This is a genomic window from Pseudomonas sp. MPFS (genome assembly GCF_022537035.1).
Classification (GTDB): Bacteria; Pseudomonadota; Gammaproteobacteria; order Pseudomonadales; family Pseudomonadaceae; genus Aquipseudomonas; species Aquipseudomonas sessilinigenes.
This window is the reverse complement of record NZ_CP066123.1, coordinates 4,508,578-4,525,954: the sequence shown is the minus strand read 5'-3', so window position 1 is coordinate 4,525,954 and position 17,377 is coordinate 4,508,578. Positions and strand designations below refer to the sequence as shown.

The following is a 17,377-nucleotide window of genomic DNA, read 5'->3' as shown; positions in this document are numbered from 1 at the left end:
GAGTGAAGCCAGTGTCGTTTCTTGGTTAAGAACAGATCTGGATCAGACTTCGTCAGGGCTGCGCAGGTTGGTGACCTGAATACGCTGTTCGCGGCGCTGTTCCTTCTGCGACGGCATTTCAGCGCGATACACGCCTTGGTCGCCGACGACCCAGGAAAGTGGGCGACGCTCCTGGCCAATGGATTCTTGCAAGAGCATCAAGCCCTGCAGGAATGCCTCGGGACGGGGCGGGCAGCCAGGTACGTAGACGTCCACGGGCAGGAACTTGTCCACCCCCTGAACTACGGAGTAGATGTCGTACATGCCACCGGAGTTGGCGCACGAACCCATGGAGATGACCCACTTGGGCTCGAGCATTTGCTCGTAGAGACGCTGGATGATCGGTGCCATCTTGATGAAGCAGGTACCGGCAATGACCATGAAGTCCGCCTGGCGTGGCGATGCCCGGATAACCTCGGCGCCAAAGCGCGCGATGTCGTGGGGCGCCGTGAAGGCGGTGGTCATTTCCACGTAGCAGCAGGAGAGACCGAAGTTGTACGGCCACAGGGAGTTCTTGCGACCCCAGTTGACCGCGCCACTCAGCACGTCTTCCAGCTTGCCCATGAAGATGTTTTTGTGGACCTGATCCTCTAACGGATCGGCAACGGTTTCCCGTTGGCCGATTGGATATTGGTCGTTAGGAGCATCAGGGTCGATCCTGGTGAGATTGTATTGCATCGCCAAAGCCTCATTGTTTTAGCTTCGCCTGCCGCTTACGACGACCTTCCGGAGCCCAGTCAAGAGCCCCCACTCGCCAAAGGTAGACAAGACCTGCCAACAGAATTGCTATGAAAACGAGAGCTTCGACGAATCCGGTCCAGCCGCTTTCGCGGACGGACACAGACCAGGCAAAGAGAAATAGGGCTTCGATATCGAAGATCACGAAGAGCATCGCGACCAGATAGAATTTGGCTGAGAGCCGCAAGCGGGCGCCACCGGTAGGTAGCATGCCGGACTCGAACGGTTCGTTTTTACTGCGGCCCCAGGCTTTTGACCCGAGCAGGCTGGAGAGGCCGAGCATGAAGGCGCAGAGGCCGACAACACCCAGAAGGAAAATGGCAAAGCCCCAGTTGTGGGCCATGAGTCCTGTCGCTTCGGGCATGCTGGTAATCCTTAACAGAGAGCAAGAGTCTCTGAGCTTGAAAAAGAGATAAAACAGTGACGATATGTCGCAGTGCAATCAATCGCGCTGATTTTATGGCTAAACACCGGGCAAGTAAAATTTCTGAAGCGAAATTGTTTATCGTAATAAGGACATAGCTCACCTCAGCAGCCCCGCAAGCCGCAGCCTGCGGGCATTAGCGGAGATTTCGTTAATTATGTTTTGTTGCTGCTGTAACGAAGAATGCAATATCTAAATGATAATCAATATTGTTTAGAGGCTATTTAAAAGTGCTTCCCTTCGATGAGCGGGAAAGTTGCTTGTTATATCCCTGTTACTGCAAGTAGCAGGGGCGCACCTTTTAACCCGTTTTACCGGCGGCGATACCGCCCTGGGTCAATGTTTCGATGATTTTTATGCCGCAGTGGTCCTGTGTCGGGATCCTGCGCCCGGCAGATCGATGCCCTGTGTCCCGCAAGTGCGTTGCGTGGAGTGATCGGGGAAGCCGCGGGCAAAAAAACGCCCCGAACCAGTCGGGGCGTCAGATTTACAGCAATGCAGTTGTTCTTACCGGGTCTGCATTGGCCGCTTGATCAGGGCGTGATGCCTGGATCAGTGGAACTGCTCTTCTTCGGTGGAGCCGGTCAGGGCGGTTACCGAGGACTTGCCACCCTGGATCACGGTGGTCATGTCGTCGAAGTAGCCAGTGCCCACTTCCTGCTGGTGTGCCACGAAGGTGTAGCCTTTGGAGGCGTCGGCGAATTCCTGCTCCTGCAGCTTCACGTAGGCGGTCATGTCGTTGCGGGCGTAGTCGTGTGCCAGGTTGAACATGCCGTGCCACATGTTGTGGATGCCGGCCAGGGTGATGAACTGGTGCTTGTAGCCCATTGCCGACAGTTCGCGCTGGAACTTGGCGATGGTGGCGTCGTCCAGGTTCTTCTTCCAGTTGAAGGAAGGCGAGCAGTTGTACGACAGGATCTGGTCCGGGTACTCCTTCTTGATCGCCTCGGCGAAGCGACGGGCCTCGTCCAGGTCCGGCTTGGCGGTTTCGCACCAGATCAGGTCGGCGTATGGCGCGTAGGCCAGGCCGCGGGCGATAGCCTGGTCGAGGCCGGCGCGTACTTTGTAGAAACCTTCCTGGGTGCGCTCGCCCACCACGAATGGCTGGTCGTATGGATCGCAGTCGCTGGTCAGCAGGTCAGCGGCGTTGGCGTCGGTACGGGCCAGGATGATGGTCGGTACGCCGGCAACGTCGGCCGCCAGGCGGGCAGCGGTCAGCTTCTGTACGGCTTCCTGGGTTGGAACCAGTACCTTGCCGCCCATGTGGCCGCACTTCTTCACGGAAGCCAGCTGGTCTTCGAAGTGAACGCCGGCGGCGCCTGCCTCGATCATGTTCTTCATCAGCTCGTAGGCGTTCAGGACGCCGCCGAAACCGGCTTCGGCGTCAGCCACGATCGGTGCGAAGTAGTCGACGTAGCCTTCGTCACCTGGGTTCTTGCCGGCTTTCCACTGGATCTGGTCGGCACGACGGAACGAGTTGTTGATGCGCTTGACCACGGTTGGAACCGAGTCCACCGGGTACAGCGACTGGTCTGGGTACATGGATTCGGCCGAGTTGTTGTCGGCAGCCACTTGCCAGCCGGACAGGTAGATGGCCTGGATGCCAGCCTTGACCTGTTGCACGGCCTGGCCGCCGGTCAGGGCGCCCATGCAGTTGACGAAGTCTTTTTCCGGGCGGAAGGATGGGTGGGCACCCTTGGTCACCAGGTTCCACAGTTTTTCCGCACCCATGCGGGCCAGGGTGTGCTCTGGCTGGACGGAACCGCGCAGGCGAACGACATCGGCGGCGGAGTAGGTACGGGTCACGCCTTTCCAGCGCGGGTTTTCGGCCCAGTCTTTTTCGAGGGCTGCAATTTGCTGTTCGCGTGTCAGTGCCATGGAGATAAACCTCGTCGCATAGGTCTTGGTGGAAAATTCCTGCTCCGCCGATTACGCAGGTCCTGAAAAAGTGCGTAGAAGGCTGCTCGCTGACCAGAGGCTGGATGCTCAAGTCGAGTCTGGCGGGAGTGCGACGGTCGAACGATGGGCTCGAGGGGAAAGTGAGCAGGTGGAGGCGAGCTGCGGGCGCATTCGGGCGTCGTGGGCCTTGGTGCGTTCCTTCAGTGTGTTGCCGATCTACCTAATTACGCTTCCGTCCCTCGGGACAACTTCGTTCCAGTCGCAATCTCGTCAAACACACCTTGTGGGCGGTACAGACACGAATCGGCTCAGGTGGGTGGGTTAGAGCAACGATCCGAAGGCCCTTGCCAGGGCCCCTGATTAGCGGGAGCGAGGCCATCATGCCCGCGGTTTTTTGCCTCGTCAAATGTTTTGTAGTGCTTTTTTCAAGGCACTACATCTTTGGTCTAAGACGACTAATCAGTCAGTTTTCGGTGCTTTGGTCCAGGGCATCGACCTTGACTCGCAACGTCATGTCATCCCGGCCTTGGGTCGAGTAACTGCGGCCCAGGCCCTGTTTGTCGGCCTGGGTCTGGCGATTGACGCCGGCCAGGGTGATCCACTCGCCCAGCCGGCCGCTGACCGTTGTGTCGGTGCTTTGCACGTTCACTACATCGGGGCGCTCCTGGCTCATGCGGTCGCGATTGGTGCTGATGGCCAGGTGCACGGTTTGCCCGGTCACGCTGGCCGTGACATAGAACCCCTGGGTGACATTACGGTACTGGGTCTGATTGAGCAGGCGGCCATAGGAGTCGGTCTGGGTGCTGGTCAGGGGCACGCTCTGGCCGACCTGGATCAGCGCCGGTACGCCTTCGCTGGCCTGGACCTGCTGGATTCCGCCGTCGCGGCTCTCGGTACTGCGGTTGATGATGCGGGCCTGCGGTGCGCCGTTGACGGTGTAGCCCTGGTTGTCCTGGAAGTTGTTCTCGTTGGTGTCGACGGTGATCAGCAGGCGTCTGGCGGGGGTGTCGAGTTGGGCGAGAAAGGCGCGCAGTTCAGCGATACGGCCCGGCTCGGCGTTGACGATCAACTGGTTGCCATAGGTGCTGACCTTGCCATCCTTGCCGAGGAAATTCTGTGCCACCGGCAGCAGGTCGGCACTGGTGCGATTGTTCAGGGGCACGATTTCGGTGGCCGCCATGCCTGAGCAACTGAAGGTCAGCAGCAGTGTCGTGAGTAGGGTGCGTAGGGACATATCCGTTATCTCCGCGAATAGCTGGCGTAAGGCTTTGAGTTTGACACTTTGTCGGCCTGGGGTGGGGCAAGTTGAATCCTGGACGGCAAAACGCCCCGCCATCCTGGTCCTGGCCTCGAGGGCGCAGGGGATGGCGGGGCGTCTGTTGCACGCGTGGGCGAGTGGGCTATCAGGCGCCGCGCACCATGTCGACGTGGGGGATGCCTGCTTCGAGGAATTCCTCGCTGACGATGGAGAAGCCCAGGCGCTCGTAGAACGGCGTGGCCTGGACCTGGGCGCTGAGCATCTGCTGCTTCAGGCCGCGCTTCTCGGCTTCGTCGATCACTGCGCGCATCAGCGCATCGCCGACCTTCAGGCCGCGCCAGTCCTTGAGCACCGAGACCCGGCCGACGTGACCGTCGGGTAGCAGGCGTGCGGTGCCGATGGCGAAATCGCCTTCGAAAGCCAGGAAATGCACGGCGCCATTGTCGTCGGAATCCCACTCCAGCTCGGGTGGAACCGATTGTTCGGCAATGAATACCGCTTCACGAATGCGCCGGATCTCGGCGTTATCCCTTTGCCAGTCTGCGACACGTACGTGAGTCTTATTCATCGGCAAATCCCAGGCTCCCTTGCTTGATCAGTTCGCACAGCAGGCCGCGCCCATCGTCATCTGCCAGCCAGGGGCCAAGATTGTCGACATGCAAGGCATCAGCGGCGCAAATCATTTTCAACAGTTCGCGCAGTTTACCGGGAAGCAGGCGGCTTTGGCCGCTGGCAAACAGTAACAAGTCTTCATCCACCTCGGACCAGGCCAGGCGTGCGCTTGGATTACGGATCAGCACGGCACCCTGTTCCAGGCTGTCGAGCAGGTCCTCTTCCTCCAGCGCCTCCGGGCCTGCTACCAGTTCTGGATAGCGAGGTTCGGTCATGAACTGGCCGAACCAGGTCAGCAGCAAGCGTTCGTCGCTCATGTGTTCGGCCAGCAGGCTCTTGAGGCGATCGAGGGCATCGCGCTGGATCTGGTGCGGATCGATGGCCGGTTGTGCGTCGGCGTCGGTGTAGCGCTCTTCGTCCGGCAGGAACTGGCTGAGGAAGTCGGTGAAGTGGGTCAGCACTTCGGCGGCGCTTGGTGCGCGAAAGCCTACCGAGTAGGTCATGCAGTCGTTCACGGCAATGCCGTAGTGGGCCAGGCGCGGCGGCAGGTACAGCATGTCGCCCGGCTCCAGTACCCAGCTTTCGGTTTCTTCGAATTCGGCGAGGATGCGCAGGTCCGCATGTTGCATCAGCGGGCTGTCGGAGTCGCACATCTGGCCAACTTTCCAGTTGCGCTTGCCCTGGCCCTGCAGCAGGAACACATCGTAGTTGTCGAAGTGCGGGCCGACGTTACCGCCCGGGGCCGCGAAGCTGATCATCACATCGTCGATGCGCCAGCTGGGCAGGAAGCGGAACTGCTCCAGCAACTCGGCGACTTCTGGGACGAACTGGTCGACGGCCTGGACCAGCAGGGTCCAGTCGCGCTCCGGCAGTTTGCTGAACTCGTCTTCGGCAAAGGGGCCGCGACGCAGTTCCCAGGGGCGTTCGCCGTTCTCGATCACCAGGCGTGATTCGACTTCCTCTTCCAGGGCGAGGCCGGCGAGCTCGTCGGCGTCGATCGGGCTTTGGAAGTCAGGTATTGCCTGGCGGACCAGCAGCGGTTTCTTCTGCCAGTAGTCACGCAGGAATTCCCGTGCGGTGAGGCCGCCCAGAAGTTGCAGAGGAGTATCAGGATTCATGTGTAACCTATTGAAAAAATGTATTTTTCTAGCAGGAATAAAAACGCCCGGCGCGGCCGGGCGTCGAAAAATCAAGCGCTACGTCAGATGCGCTTGGCCTGGGCCACGGCGTTGCCGATGTAGTTGGCCGGGGTGAGCTGCTTGAGCTCGGCCTTGGCCGCGGCTGGCATGTCCAGGCCGTCGATGAAAGTCTGCAGTGCCTCGGGGCTGATGCCTTTGCCGCGAGTCAGCTCCTTGAGCTTTTCGTACGGGTTTTCGATGTTGTAGCGACGCATTACAGTCTGGATCGGCTCGGCCAGTACTTCCCAGCAGGCGTCCAGGTCCTCGGCGATTTTCTGTGCATTGAGCTCCAGCTTGCTGATGCCCTTCAGGCTGGCCTCGTAGGCAATCACGCTGTGGGCAAAACCGACGCCCAGGTTGCGCAGCACGGTGGAGTCGGTCAGGTCGCGCTGCCAGCGGGAGATTGGCAGTTTGCTGGCCAGGTGCTGGAACAGCGCATTGGCGATGCCCAGGTTGCCTTCGGAGTTCTCGAAATCGATCGGGTTGACCTTGTGCGGCATGGTCGAAGAGCCGATTTCGCCAGCGATGGTCTTCTGCTTGAAATACCCCAGGGAGATGTAGCCCCAGACATCGCGGTCGAAGTCGATCAGGATGGTATTGAAGCGGGCGATGGCGTCGAACAGCTCGGCGATGTAGTCGTGCGGTTCGATCTGCGTGGTGTAGGGGTTGAAGGCCAGGCCCAGCTCGTCTTCGATGAAGGCGCGGGCGTTGGCTTCCCAGTCGATGTCCGGATAGGCCGACAGGTGGGCGTTGTAGTTGCCTACGGCGCCGTTGATCTTGCCCAGCAGCGGTACGGCAGCGACCTGAGCGATCTGGCGCTCCAGGCGGTACACCACGTTGGCCAATTCCTTGCCCAGGGTAGTCGGCGAAGCCGGCTGGCCATGGGTGCGCGAGAGCATCGGCACTTCTGCGAAGCGGATCGCCAGTTCGCGGATGGCGTTGGCGGTCTGGCGCATCAGCGGCAGCATCACTTCGTCGCGGCCTTCGCGCAGCATCAGGGCGTGGGACAGGTTGTTGATGTCTTCACTGGTGCAGGCAAAGTGGATGAACTCACTGACTTTGGCCAGCTCGGGCAGCTTGGCAGCTTGCTCCTTGAGCAGGTACTCGATGGCCTTGACGTCGTGGTTGGTGGTGCGCTCGATTTCCTTGACACGCTCGGCGTGCTCAAGGGTGAAGTTTTCTGCCAGCGCGTTGAGTACGGCGTTGGCTTCGGCGGAGAAGGCCGGTACTTCGCTGATGGCGTTGTGGGCAGCCAGGCGCTGGAGCCAGCGTACTTCAACGAGGGCGCGAGCACGGATCAGGCCGTATTCGCTGAAAATAGGCCGCAGGGCCTGGGTTTTGCCGGCGTAGCGGCCGTCAACAGGGGAAACCGCAGTGAGCGAAGAGAGCTGCATGGGGTGTTCTCGGACAGTCGGGCAACGAAATGGGGCGCGTATCATACATGAAAATATCCGCCGGTCCGTTGCCAACTGACCAGCGTCTTACGCGCAGCTCTTGAAAAGCGGGTAGGGCGAGCGCAGCTCAGCTGCTGCGCATCAATGGATACAACTCTTTGAGCAACTTGCGCCGGCTGATCACCAATTGCCAGCGATGGCCGCCCAGTTGGCGCCACAGGCGTGCCGAGCGGATACCGGCCAGCAGCAGTGCGCGGATCTTCGAGGCATTGCTCGGCTGCTGCAGGTTGCGCATGTCGCCGTGGACCTGGATGCGTTGGCGCAGGGTGCTCAGGGTGTCCTGGTACAGGCCGCCACAGGCGGCGATGACGTTCTCGTGGGCTGGGCCGAAGTGCTCCACCTGGGACTGGATCTGGGGCAGACGCTTGCCGATGGTCTCCAGCAGGTCGTCGCGCTTGGCCAGTTGGCGCTCCAGGCCCAGCATCGACAGGGCATAGCGCAAGGGTTCGCGCTGTAGCGTGCTGGGGTCGCGCTCGAGGGCGCCGATCAGTGCGCGATAGCCTTCGCGAAGGTTGATATCGTCGCCGCCATAGACTTCCAGGGTGTCCTTCGGGTCGCGGATCAGCAGGCTGCCGAGCATGCAGCTCAGGGCGGCCTCGCTGACTTGTCCGGTCTTGGCGATCCGGTCCACCAGGACCGCGGCGAGGAATACCCCGCCCAGTGCGGTCAATTGCTCCTGGATCGGGCTCATGGACGCTGGTCCTTGCTGGTCCAGGGCTCTGCCACTTCGATGACGCCGCCGCCGAGGCAGATTTCACCGTCGTAGAACACCACGGACTGGCCCGGGGTCACGGCGCGTTGCGGGTCGTCGAAGGTGGCGCGGTAGCCGTTGGCGGTCTGTTCCAGAGTGCAGGCCTGGTCGCCCTGGCGGTAGCGCACCTTGGCGGTCAGGCGTCGAGGCTGGCTGAGGTCGACGGGGTTGACCCAATAGATCTCCGAGGCCAGCAGGGCGCGGGAGAACAGCCAGGGGTGGTCGTTGCCCTGGCCGACGATCAGCTCGTTGTGCTCCAGGTCCTTGGCCAGCACGTACCACGGCTCGTCGCCGGCGTCCTTCAGGCCGCCGATGCCCAGGCCCTGGCGCTGGCCGATGGTGTGGTACATCAGGCCGTGATGGCGGCCGATGACTTCACCCTCGGTGGTCCTGATCTCGCCGGGCTGGGCCGGCAGGTACTGCCTGAGGAAGTCGCTGAAGCGTCGTTCACCGATAAAGCAGATGCCGGTGGAGTCTTTCTTCTTTGCTGTGGCCAGATCGTGTTTCTCGGCAATCGCGCGTACTTCGGGTTTTTCCAGTTCGCCCACCGGGAACAGGGTCTTGGCGATCTGCTCGCCGCCCACGGCATGCAGGAAGTAGCTCTGGTCCTTGTTCGGGTCCAGGCCCTTGAGCAGCTCGGTGCGACCGTCGATATCACGGCGGCGCACGTAGTGGCCGGTGGCGATCAGGTCGGCGCCGAGCATCATGGCGTAGTCCAGGAACGCCTTGAACTTGATTTCCCGGTTGCACAGGATGTCCGGGTTCGGCGTGCGGCCGGCCTTGTACTCCTCCAGGAAGTGCTCGAACACATTGTCCCAGTACTCGGCGGCGAAGTTGGCGGTGTGCAGCTTGATGCCCAGCTTGTCGCAGACGGCCTGGGCGTCGGCCAAGTCGTCCATGGCGGTGCAGTATTCGGTTCCGTCGTCTTCCTCCCAGTTCTTCATGAACAGGCCTTCCACCTGGTAACCCTGCTCCATCAGCAGGAGGGCGGAAACGGAAGAATCCACGCCGCCGGACATGCCGACAATGACGCGCTTCTTTTGGGTGTCAGAAGGGGCTGGATCACGCATAGGAATTCAACGGGTGTCTGGAAAAAGGACGGGATTCTAACAGGCTGACGCCTGCAAGGGGGAAACTGCGATCAAAGCGACGGACGGATCAACGCCAGGCTGTGCAGGTGACCGGCCAGGTAATCGTCCAGGCACTGCAGGATCAGCTCGCTGCGCCAGTGGGCGCGCTGCTCCAATAATTGCTCTGGAGTCAGCCAGCGTGGGCCGATGATGCCGTCGTCCAGTGGGTAGTCGGGGTGGTGGCGCAACGGCCTGGCGGCGAAGCACACGCGCTGGTAGGTCACGCCGTTGCTGGGGGCGGTGTAGAGGTAGATGCCCACTACGCCGGTCAACTCCACGTCCCAGCCGGTTTCTTCAAGGGTTTCGCGCACGGCTGCCTGCAGCAGGCTTTCATTCGCGTCCAGGTGTCCGGCGGGCTGGTTGAGGACCGCCTGGTCGCCCTGGAACTCCTCGACGAACAGGAAGCGTCCCTGGTCCTCGACGATGGTGGCGACGGTGATATGGGGTTGCCATTCCATAGGTAGGGCTCTGTTTGAGTGGGCGATCATCATAAAACGAACACCCGTGCCTGTAGGAGCGAAGCTTGCTCGCGATGAAGGTAACGCGTTTCGCCTGACCCATCGCGGCCCCTTTTCGCGAGCAAGCTTCTGCAGGCATGAGGTTGTCCAGAAAGCACAAACCCCGGCGCGGGGCCGGGGTTTGCGTTACAGCGGTATGGCTTAAGCCAGTGCAGCGATAGCCGCGTTGAGCGTGGCGCTCGGGCGCATGGCCTTGCTCACCAGCTCAGGGTTGGCTGCGTAGTAGCCGCCGATGTCCACTGGCTTGCCTTGTACGCCGTTGAGTTCGGCGACGATGGTCGCTTCGTTCTCGCTCAGGGCCTTGGCCAGAGGAGCGAACTGCGCTTGCAGTGCTGCGTCCTCGGTCTGGGCTGCCAGGGCCTGGGCCCAGTACAGTGCCAGGTAGAAGTGGCTGCCGCGGTTGTCGATGTTGCCGACTTTGCGCGATGGCGACTTGTTGTTGTCCAGGAACTGGCCAGTCGCCTGGTCCAGGGTCTTGGCCAGGACCAGGGCCTTGGCGTTGTCGTAGGTGTTGCCCAGGTGCTCCAGGGAGGCGGCCAGTGCCAGGAACTCGCCCAGGGAGTCCCAGCGCAGGAAGTTTTCTTCCAGCAGCTGTTGCACGTGCTTCGGAGCGGAGCCGCCGGCGCCGGTTTCGAACAGGCCACCGCCGTTCATCAATGGCACGATGGACAGCATCTTGGCACTGGTGCCCAGTTCCATGATCGGGAACAGGTCGGTCAGGTAGTCACGCAGCACGTTACCGGTCACCGAGATGGTGTCCTTGCCGTCGCGGGTGCGGGCCAGGGTGAATTTCATGGCTTCGACCGGCGACATGATGCGGATGTCCAGGTCGCTGGTGTCGTGGTCCTTCAGGTAGGCCTGGACCTTCTCGATCATCACGCCGTCGTGGGCGCGCATCGGGTCGAGCCAGAAGATCGCCGGGGTGCTGCTGGCGCGGGCGCGGTTGACGGCCAGCTTGACCCAGTCCTGGATCGGCGCGTCCTTGGTCTGGCACATGCGGAAGATGTCGCCAGCTTCGACTTTCTGCTCCAGCAGCAGGCCGCCCTTGCTGTCGGTGACGCGTACCACGCCGTCGGCCTTGATCTGGAAGGTCTTGTCGTGGGAGCCGTACTCTTCGGCTTTTTTCGCCATCAGGCCGACGTTCGGCACGCTGCCCATGGTGGTCGGGTCGAAGGCGCCATTGGCTTTGCAGTCTTCAATCACGGCCTGGTAGATGGTGGCGTAGCAGCGATCCGGGATCACCGCCTTGGTGTCGTGCAGCTGGCCGTCGGTGCCCCACATCTTGCCGGAGTCACGGATCATGGCCGGCATCGAGGCGTCGACGATGACGTCGCTCGGCACGTGCAGGTTGGTGATGCCCTTGTCGGAGTTGACCATGGCCAGGGCAGGGCGGGCGGCGTAGACGGCCTGGATGTCAGCCTCGATCGCAGCTTGCTGCTCGGCTGGCAGGGCCTTGATGCGGGCGTACAGGTCGCCGATGCCGTTGTTCAGGTTGAAGCCGATTTCCTGCAGCACTTGGGCGTGCTTGGCCAGGGCGTCCTGGTAGAACTCGGCGACGATCTGGCCGAACATGATCGGGTCGGAGACCTTCATCATGGTGGCTTTGAGGTGGACCGACAGCAGTACGCCCTTTGCCTTGGCATCTTCGATTTCGGCGGCGATGAAGGCGCGCAGGGCCTTCTTGCTCATCACGGCGCAGTCGAGGATCTCACCGGCTTGTACGCTGGTTTTTTCCTTCAGGACAGTGGCGGTACCGTCCTGGGCGATCAACTCGATCTTGACGCTGTCGGCGGCTTCGATCAGCGCGGCCTTTTCGCTGCCGTAGAAGTCGCCGTCGCTCATGTGGGCAACGTGGGACTTGGAGTCCTGGGTCCAGGCGCCCATCTTGTGCGGGTGCTTGCGGGCGTAGTTTTTCACCGACAGCGGGGCGCGGCGGTCGGAGTTGCCTTCACGCAGGACCGGGTTCACGGCGCTGCCCTTGACCTTGTCGTAGCGTGCCTTGGCGTCTTTCTCGGCGTCGGTGCTGGCGTTTTCCGGGTAGTCCGGCAGGGCATAGCCCTGGGCCTGCAGCTCCTTGATGGCCGCTTGCAGTTGCGGGACCGAGGCGCTGATGTTCGGCAGCTTGATGATGTTGGCTTCTGGAGTGACTGCCAGCTCGCCCAGTTCGGCGAGGTGGTCCGGCACGGCCTTGGTGCCCAACTGCTCGGGGAAGCTGGCGAGGATGCGGCCTGCCAGGGAGATGTCGCGGGTTTCCACGGCGATATCAGCCGAAGCGGTGAAGGCTTCTACGATAGGCAGCAGGGAATAGGTGGCGAGGGCGGGTGCTTCGTCGGTGAAGGTGTAGATGATCTTCGAGCGGGTGGGCATATTCGGATTAACTCTCTTCTTTGCTAAAGCGTGCGCAGAAACTCGAGGTGCGCCGGGTAAGCGCTTTCGTTCAAAGGTCATCCATGAGCCGAATGTCGAGGTTTCTTCGCGGTGATGTTGGGTGCATCAGTCGAGCGTCAAGCGGGTGGGCTGCGGTAACAACCCGGCTTTGGGCGGCCAGTCTCGGCTAGTCTTTTTCCGGTTGCAGAGCGTTCGGCCGTCGTGACTCTGTGGTCAGCGGCGACATTATACATAGGTAGCTAGCAAAACGCCGTCGCTTCATAGGCGTGGGCGCTCGTCCATTGGTCTAAAGGTCGCAGGCAAGGGGGCGGAGTAGAGTCGTCTGCAGTGCTCGAATTTGGCAGTTTTCCCTTTGCTTTCAGGCTTGTAGGCCGCGCGCTGCGCAGCTTTCGCGGCATATGGGTGGAACATGAGGTTCCCGTCCAGATGCAACTGGGTTACGCTCGAACGCAGCCAGATGTTCAATCCACACAACGGAGTTCAGCATGGGATACAAGAAGATTCAGGTTCCAGCAGTCGGCGACAAAATCACCGTCAACGCAGACCATTCTCTCAATGTTCCTAACAACCCGATTATTCCTTTCATCGAAGGCGACGGTATTGGTGTCGATATCAGCCCGGTCATGATCAAGGTTGTCGATGCTGCAGTTAAGAAGGCCTACGGCGGCGAACGCAAGATTTCCTGGATGGAAGTCTATGCCGGGGAAAAAGCGACTCAAGTGTACGACCAGGACACCTGGCTTCCCCAGGAAACCCTGGACGCGGTGAAGGACTACGTGGTTTCCATCAAGGGCCCGCTGACCACCCCGGTCGGTGGCGGTATTCGCTCGCTGAACGTGGCGCTGCGCCAGCAACTGGACCTGTATGTGTGCCTGCGTCCGGTGCGCTGGTTCGAAGGCGTGCCCAGCCCGGTGAAGAAGCCTGGCGATGTGGACATGACCATCTTCCGTGAGAACTCCGAAGACATCTACGCCGGTATCGAGTGGAAGGCCGGTTCGGCCGAGGCCACCAAGGTGATCAAGTTCCTTAAAGAGGAAATGGGCGTCACCAAGATCCGTTTCGACGAGAATTGCGGCATCGGCGTCAAGCCGGTATCCCTGCAGGGCACCAAGCGCCTGGCGCGCAAGGCGCTGCAGTATGTGGTGGACAACGATCGCGACTCGCTGACCATCGTGCACAAGGGCAACATCATGAAGTTCACCGAAGGTGCCTTCAAGGAATGGGCCTATGAAGTGGCGGCCGAGGAGTTCGGTGCGACCTTGCTCGATGGCGGTCCATGGATGCAGTTCAAGAACCCGAAAACCGGCAAGAACGTCATCGTCAAGGATGCCATCGCCGATGCCATGCTCCAGCAGATCCTGCTGCGTCCGGCTGAATACGATGTGATCGCTACCCTCAACCTGAACGGTGACTACCTGTCCGACGCCCTGGCAGCGGAAGTTGGTGGTATCGGTATCGCCCCGGGCGCCAACCTGTCCGACACCGTGGCCATGTTCGAGGCGACCCACGGTACCGCGCCCAAGTATGCCGGCAAGGACCAGGTCAACCCGGGCTCGCTGATCCTCTCCGCCGAGATGATGCTGCGCCATATGGGCTGGACCGAGGCGGCGGATCTGATCATCAAGGGCACCAATGGTGCTATCTCGGCCAAGACCGTGACCTACGACTTCGAACGCCTGATGGACGGTGCCACCCTGTTGTCGTCCTCGGCCTTCGGTGATGCGCTGATCTCGCACATGTAAGCTGAGCTGCGGGCAAAACGAACCGGCCGATTCAATCCCTTGAATCGGCCGGTTTTTTATGACTGGATGTTGGGTGAATCAGCTCAAGGCGCTCTCATGGAGGACTTCGGTGGCGACAGTTTCGCCGGGTGCCTTCAAGGAGTTTATTTTGACCGCATGCAGTCCCTTGGGCCCTTGGATGATCTCGAAGCTCACGGCCTGTCCGGCTTTCAAGGTCTTGTAGCCATCCATTTCGATGGCCGAGTAATGGGCAAACAAGTCATCGCTCTTGCCCTCCTCATTAATAAAGCCGTAACCCTTGGCATTGTTGAACCACTTGACCTTACCGCTAGCCATACTCATATCCCTCTGCAACAGACTCCATCACTGGAGTATCATCCAGTTCATCCGCCGCCAAACTTGGTAAAAAGATTGACGCCGCGGACGTTTATTACCCAATGTGGGCCCTATTGGTTGTAACACCGTTTTGCCGATAGTCAAGGTGACCCGGCGGTCGGAGTTGAATTCCTCAAAGAGCGCCCCCACCACTGTATTTGCACAACTGACGAACCTTTCTTTCCATGCATGCAATCAGCCAGATTCGACTAACATTCAATCAGGATCGCCCGGACTTGCACGACGACGATTCCGCTGGCTTGGCGGTACAGGAGGCCAAGCCCGCATTGCAGGCGCCGCCAATGTACAAGGTGGTTTTGTTCAACGATGACTACACGCCGATGGATTTCGTCGTCGAAGTGCTCGAGATGTTTTTTAACCTGAATCGCGAGCTGGCGACCAAGGTCATGCTGGCCGTCCATACCGAAGGGCGGGCAGTGTGTGGATTGTTTACCCGCGACATCGCCGAGACCAAGGCCATGCAGGTCAACCAGTACGCCAGGGAAAGCCAGCATCCGCTACTCTGTGAAATCGAGAAGGACGGTTAACTCCGACCACTTGGGTATGAGGTGAAGCTATGTTAAACCGCGAGCTCGAAGTCACCCTCAATCTCGCCTTCAAGGAAGCTCGTTCGAAGCGTCATGAGTTCATGACTGTCGAGCATCTTTTGTTGGCGCTTCTGGATAATGAGGCCGCCGCAACTGTTCTCCGTGCCTGCGGAGCAAACCTCGACAAGCTCAAGCATGACCTGCAGGAGTTCATCGACTCCACCACGCCATTGATTCCTGTGCACGATGAAGATCGCGAGACCCAGCCAACCCTGGGCTTCCAGCGCGTATTGCAGCGCGCGGTGTTCCATGTGCAGAGCTCGGGCAAGCGTGAAGTAACCGGTGCCAATGTGCTGGTAGCGATCTTCAGCGAGCAGGAAAGCCAGGCCGTGTTCCTGCTCAAGCAGCAGAGCGTTGCCCGTATCGACGTGGTCAACTATATCGCCCATGGCATTTCCAAGGTGCCGGGGCATGGCGATCATTCTGAAGGTGAGCAGGAAATGCAGGACGAGGAGGGTGGCGAACCTTCCTCCTCTGGCAATCCGCTGGATGCCTATGCCAGCAATCTCAACGAACTGGCCCGCCAGGGGCGAATCGATCCATTGGTGGGTCGAGAGCATGAAGTCGAGCGCGTGGCGCAGATCCTGGCTCGCCGGCGCAAGAACAATCCATTGCTGGTGGGTGAGGCAGGCGTGGGCAAGACCGCCATCGCCGAAGGCCTGGCCAAGCGCATTGTCGATAACCAGGTGCCTGACCTGCTGAGCAATAGCGTGGTCTATTCCCTGGATCTTGGCGCCTTGCTCGCTGGTACCAAGTACCGGGGCGACTTCGAGAAGCGCTTCAAGGCATTGCTGGGTGAGTTGAAGAAGCGCCCGCAAGCGATCCTGTTCATCGATGAAATCCATACCATCATCGGGGCCGGCGCCGCGTCCGGCGGCGTGATGGATGCGTCGAACCTGCTCAAGCCGCTGCTGTCCTCGGGTGATATCCGTTGCATCGGTTCGACCACGTTCCAGGAATTTCGCGGGATTTTCGAGAAGGATCGGGCCTTGGCTCGGCGCTTCCAGAAAGTTGATGTCACCGAGCCCTCGGTCGAGGACACGATTGGCATCTTGCGCGGACTCAAGGCGCGCTTCGAGCAGCACCACAGTATCGAGTACAGCGATGAAGCCCTGCGCGCAGCGGCGGAGTTGGCCTCGCGCTATATCAACGACCGTCATATGCCGGACAAGGCCATCGACGTCATCGACGAGGCGGGCGCCTTCCAGCGCCTGCAGCCGGCCGAGAAGCGCGTGAAGCGCATCGAAGTGGCGCAGGTCGAAGATATCGTGGCGAAAATTGCCCGTATTCCGCCGAAACATGTCACCAGTTCCGATAAGGAGCTGCTGCGCAACCTCGAGCGCGACCTCAAGTTGACGGTGTTCGGCCAGGATGCGGCGATCGATTCGTTGGCTACCGCGATCAAGCTGTCCCGTGCGGGCCTGAAATCGCCGGACAAACCGGTCGGTTCATTCCTGTTCGCCGGCCCTACCGGTGTCGGCAAGACCGAAGCGGCGCGGCAATTGGCCAAGGCCATGGGGATCGAGCTGGTACGTTTCGATATGTCCGAGTACATGGAGCGGCATACCGTGTCGCGCCTGATCGGTGCGCCCCCCGGTTATGTCGGTTTCGACCAGGGCGGGCTGCTGACCGAGGCCATCACCAAGCAACCGCACTGCGTGCTTCTGCTCGACGAGATCGAGAAGGCCCATCCGGAAGTCTTCAACCTGCTCCTGCAGGTCATGGATCACGGAACCCTGACCGATAACAACGGGCGCAAGGCGGACTTCCGCAACGTGATCATCATCATGACCACCAACGCCGGTGCCGAAACCGCGGCGCGAGCCTCTATCGGTTTCACTCATCAGGATCACTCTTCCGATGCCATGGAAGTGATCAAGAAGAGCTTCACGCCGGAGTTCCGCAACCGCCTGGATACCATTATCCAGTTTGGTCGCCTGAGTCATGAAGTGATCAAGAGCGTGGTGGACAAGTTCCTTACCGAGCTCCAGGCGCAGTTGGAAGACAAGCGCGTGCAGCTGGAAGTGACCGATGCTGCTCGCAGCTGGCTGGCCGCCGGTGGCTACGATGTGGCCATGGGTGCGCGTCCGATGGCGCGCCTGATCCAGGACAAGATCAAGCGTCCATTGGCCGAGGAAATCCTGTTTGGCGAGTTGTCCGACCATGGCGGTGTAGTGCACATCGACATCAAGGATGGCGAGCTGGTCTTCGATTTCGAGACCACTGCGGAAATGGCCTGATACTCGTACAGGTCATCCAGAAA

Annotated in this window: 15 protein-coding genes; 3 read left to right on the top strand and 12 right to left on the bottom strand. The window is 60.4% G+C overall.

The annotated features are described in order from the left end of the window. Positions 1-42: 42 nt before the first annotated feature. The 11 genes from I9018_RS20755 to I9018_RS20705 all read right to left on the bottom strand — a co-directional run bounded on the left by I9018_RS20755 (position 43) and on the right by I9018_RS20705 (position 12,368). Positions 43-717 carry an NADH-quinone oxidoreductase subunit B gene (locus I9018_RS20755; RefSeq protein WP_022639646.1) on the bottom strand — a complete coding sequence of 225 codons (675 nt, stop codon included), beginning with the start codon at positions 715-717 and terminating at the stop codon, positions 43-45. A 10-nt stretch (positions 718-727) separates the two neighbouring features. Then, the gene (locus I9018_RS20750) at positions 728-1,141 is read right to left on the bottom strand and encodes an NADH-quinone oxidoreductase subunit A (RefSeq protein ID WP_022639645.1); all 414 of its coding nucleotides are present in this window, start codon (positions 1,139-1,141) and stop codon (positions 728-730) included. Positions 1,142-1,753: 612 nt separating this feature from the next. Next, a complete protein-coding gene (gene aceA, locus I9018_RS20745; RefSeq protein ID WP_068582254.1) occupies positions 1,754-3,079 on the bottom strand; it encodes an isocitrate lyase in 1,326 nt (441 codons plus the stop codon). A 484-nt stretch (positions 3,080-3,563) separates the two neighbouring features. Further along, a complete protein-coding gene (locus I9018_RS20740) occupies positions 3,564-4,334 on the bottom strand; it encodes a secretin N-terminal domain-containing protein (RefSeq protein ID WP_241107390.1) in 771 nt (256 codons plus the stop codon). Positions 4,335-4,503: 169 nt separating this feature from the next. Further along, entirely contained in the window at positions 4,504-4,926 is a 423-nt protein-coding gene (locus I9018_RS20735) for a GNAT family N-acetyltransferase (RefSeq protein WP_241107389.1), read from the bottom strand. Then, on the bottom strand, positions 4,919-6,088 hold the full coding sequence (locus I9018_RS20730; protein ID WP_068582261.1) for a cupin domain-containing protein: 1,170 nt from the start codon (positions 6,086-6,088) through the stop codon (positions 4,919-4,921). The genes I9018_RS20735 and I9018_RS20730 overlap by 8 nt, the downstream gene beginning before the upstream one ends. An 83-nt stretch (positions 6,089-6,171) precedes the next feature. Continuing rightward, entirely contained in the window at positions 6,172-7,542 is a 1,371-nt protein-coding gene (gene purB, locus I9018_RS20725) for an adenylosuccinate lyase (protein ID WP_068582263.1), read from the bottom strand. Positions 7,543-7,669: 127 nt separating this feature from the next. Continuing rightward, a complete protein-coding gene (gene hflD / locus I9018_RS20720) occupies positions 7,670-8,293 on the bottom strand; it encodes a high frequency lysogenization protein HflD (protein WP_011062179.1) in 624 nt (207 codons plus the stop codon). Next, complete coding sequence (mnmA, locus tag I9018_RS20715) at positions 8,290-9,423, bottom strand: tRNA 2-thiouridine(34) synthase MnmA (RefSeq protein ID WP_241107388.1); 1,134 nt, start codon at positions 9,421-9,423, stop codon at positions 8,290-8,292. The genes hflD and mnmA overlap by 4 nt, the downstream gene beginning before the upstream one ends. A 71-nt stretch (positions 9,424-9,494) precedes the next feature. Beyond that, positions 9,495-9,941, bottom strand: coding sequence for an NUDIX hydrolase (locus tag I9018_RS20710; protein WP_068582269.1), 447 nt, complete (start codon positions 9,939-9,941; stop codon positions 9,495-9,497). Between the two features lie 201 nt (positions 9,942-10,142). Next, positions 10,143-12,368, bottom strand: a complete 2,226-nt coding sequence (locus I9018_RS20705) for an NADP-dependent isocitrate dehydrogenase (RefSeq protein ID WP_241107387.1) — start codon at positions 12,366-12,368, stop codon at positions 10,143-10,145. A gap of 506 nt (positions 12,369-12,874) precedes the next feature. Here I9018_RS20705 and icd point away from each other — a divergent pair. Beyond that, positions 12,875-14,131 carry an NADP-dependent isocitrate dehydrogenase gene (gene icd / locus I9018_RS20700; RefSeq protein ID WP_011062175.1) on the top strand — a complete coding sequence of 419 codons (1,257 nt, stop codon included), beginning with the start codon at positions 12,875-12,877 and terminating at the stop codon, positions 14,129-14,131. A 78-nt stretch (positions 14,132-14,209) separates the two neighbouring features. Here icd and cspD read toward each other — a convergent pair whose 3' ends face one another. After that, on the bottom strand, positions 14,210-14,467 hold the full coding sequence (cspD, locus tag I9018_RS20695; protein WP_068582275.1) for a cold shock domain-containing protein CspD: 258 nt from the start codon (positions 14,465-14,467) through the stop codon (positions 14,210-14,212). 224 nt (positions 14,468-14,691) lie between these two features. Here cspD and clpS point away from each other — a divergent pair, with 224 nt between their 5' ends. Together clpS and clpA are read left to right on the top strand one after the other, a co-directional pair. Next, on the top strand, positions 14,692-15,054 hold the full coding sequence (clpS, locus tag I9018_RS20690; protein WP_011062173.1) for an ATP-dependent Clp protease adapter ClpS: 363 nt from the start codon (positions 14,692-14,694) through the stop codon (positions 15,052-15,054). 29 nt (positions 15,055-15,083) lie between these two features. After that, entirely contained in the window at positions 15,084-17,354 is a 2,271-nt protein-coding gene (gene clpA / locus I9018_RS20685) for an ATP-dependent Clp protease ATP-binding subunit ClpA (protein WP_068582278.1), read from the top strand. Positions 17,355-17,377: the final 23 nt, after the last annotated feature.

Coding starts and splice junctions, on each gene's coding strand:
- mnmA (WP_241107388.1), bottom strand. CDS start 9,423: ATGCGTGATCCAGCCCCTTCTGACACCCAAAAGAAGCGCGTCATTGTC.
- hflD (WP_011062179.1), bottom strand. CDS start 8,293: ATGAGCCCGATCCAGGAGCAATTGACCGCACTGGGCGGGGTATTCCTC.
- icd (WP_011062175.1), top strand. CDS start 12,875: ATGGGATACAAGAAGATTCAGGTTCCAGCAGTCGGCGACAAAATCACC.
- cspD (WP_068582275.1), bottom strand. CDS start 14,467: ATGGCTAGCGGTAAGGTCAAGTGGTTCAACAATGCCAAGGGTTACGGC.
- I9018_RS20750 (WP_022639645.1), bottom strand. CDS start 1,141: ATGCCCGAAGCGACAGGACTCATGGCCCACAACTGGGGCTTTGCCATT.
- aceA (WP_068582254.1), bottom strand. CDS start 3,079: ATGGCACTGACACGCGAACAGCAAATTGCAGCCCTCGAAAAAGACTGG.
- clpS (WP_011062173.1), top strand. CDS start 14,692: ATGCATGCAATCAGCCAGATTCGACTAACATTCAATCAGGATCGCCCG.
- I9018_RS20710 (WP_068582269.1), bottom strand. CDS start 9,941: ATGGAATGGCAACCCCATATCACCGTCGCCACCATCGTCGAGGACCAG.
- I9018_RS20735 (WP_241107389.1), bottom strand. CDS start 4,926: ATGAATAAGACTCACGTACGTGTCGCAGACTGGCAAAGGGATAACGCC.
- I9018_RS20755 (WP_022639646.1), bottom strand. CDS start 717: ATGCAATACAATCTCACCAGGATCGACCCTGATGCTCCTAACGACCAA.
- purB (WP_068582263.1), bottom strand. CDS start 7,542: ATGCAGCTCTCTTCGCTCACTGCGGTTTCCCCTGTTGACGGCCGCTAC.
- I9018_RS20740 (WP_241107390.1), bottom strand. CDS start 4,334: ATGTCCCTACGCACCCTACTCACGACACTGCTGCTGACCTTCAGTTGC.
- I9018_RS20730 (WP_068582261.1), bottom strand. CDS start 6,088: ATGAATCCTGATACTCCTCTGCAACTTCTGGGCGGCCTCACCGCACGG.
- clpA (WP_068582278.1), top strand. CDS start 15,084: ATGTTAAACCGCGAGCTCGAAGTCACCCTCAATCTCGCCTTCAAGGAA.
- I9018_RS20705 (WP_241107387.1), bottom strand. CDS start 12,368: ATGCCCACCCGCTCGAAGATCATCTACACCTTCACCGACGAAGCACCC.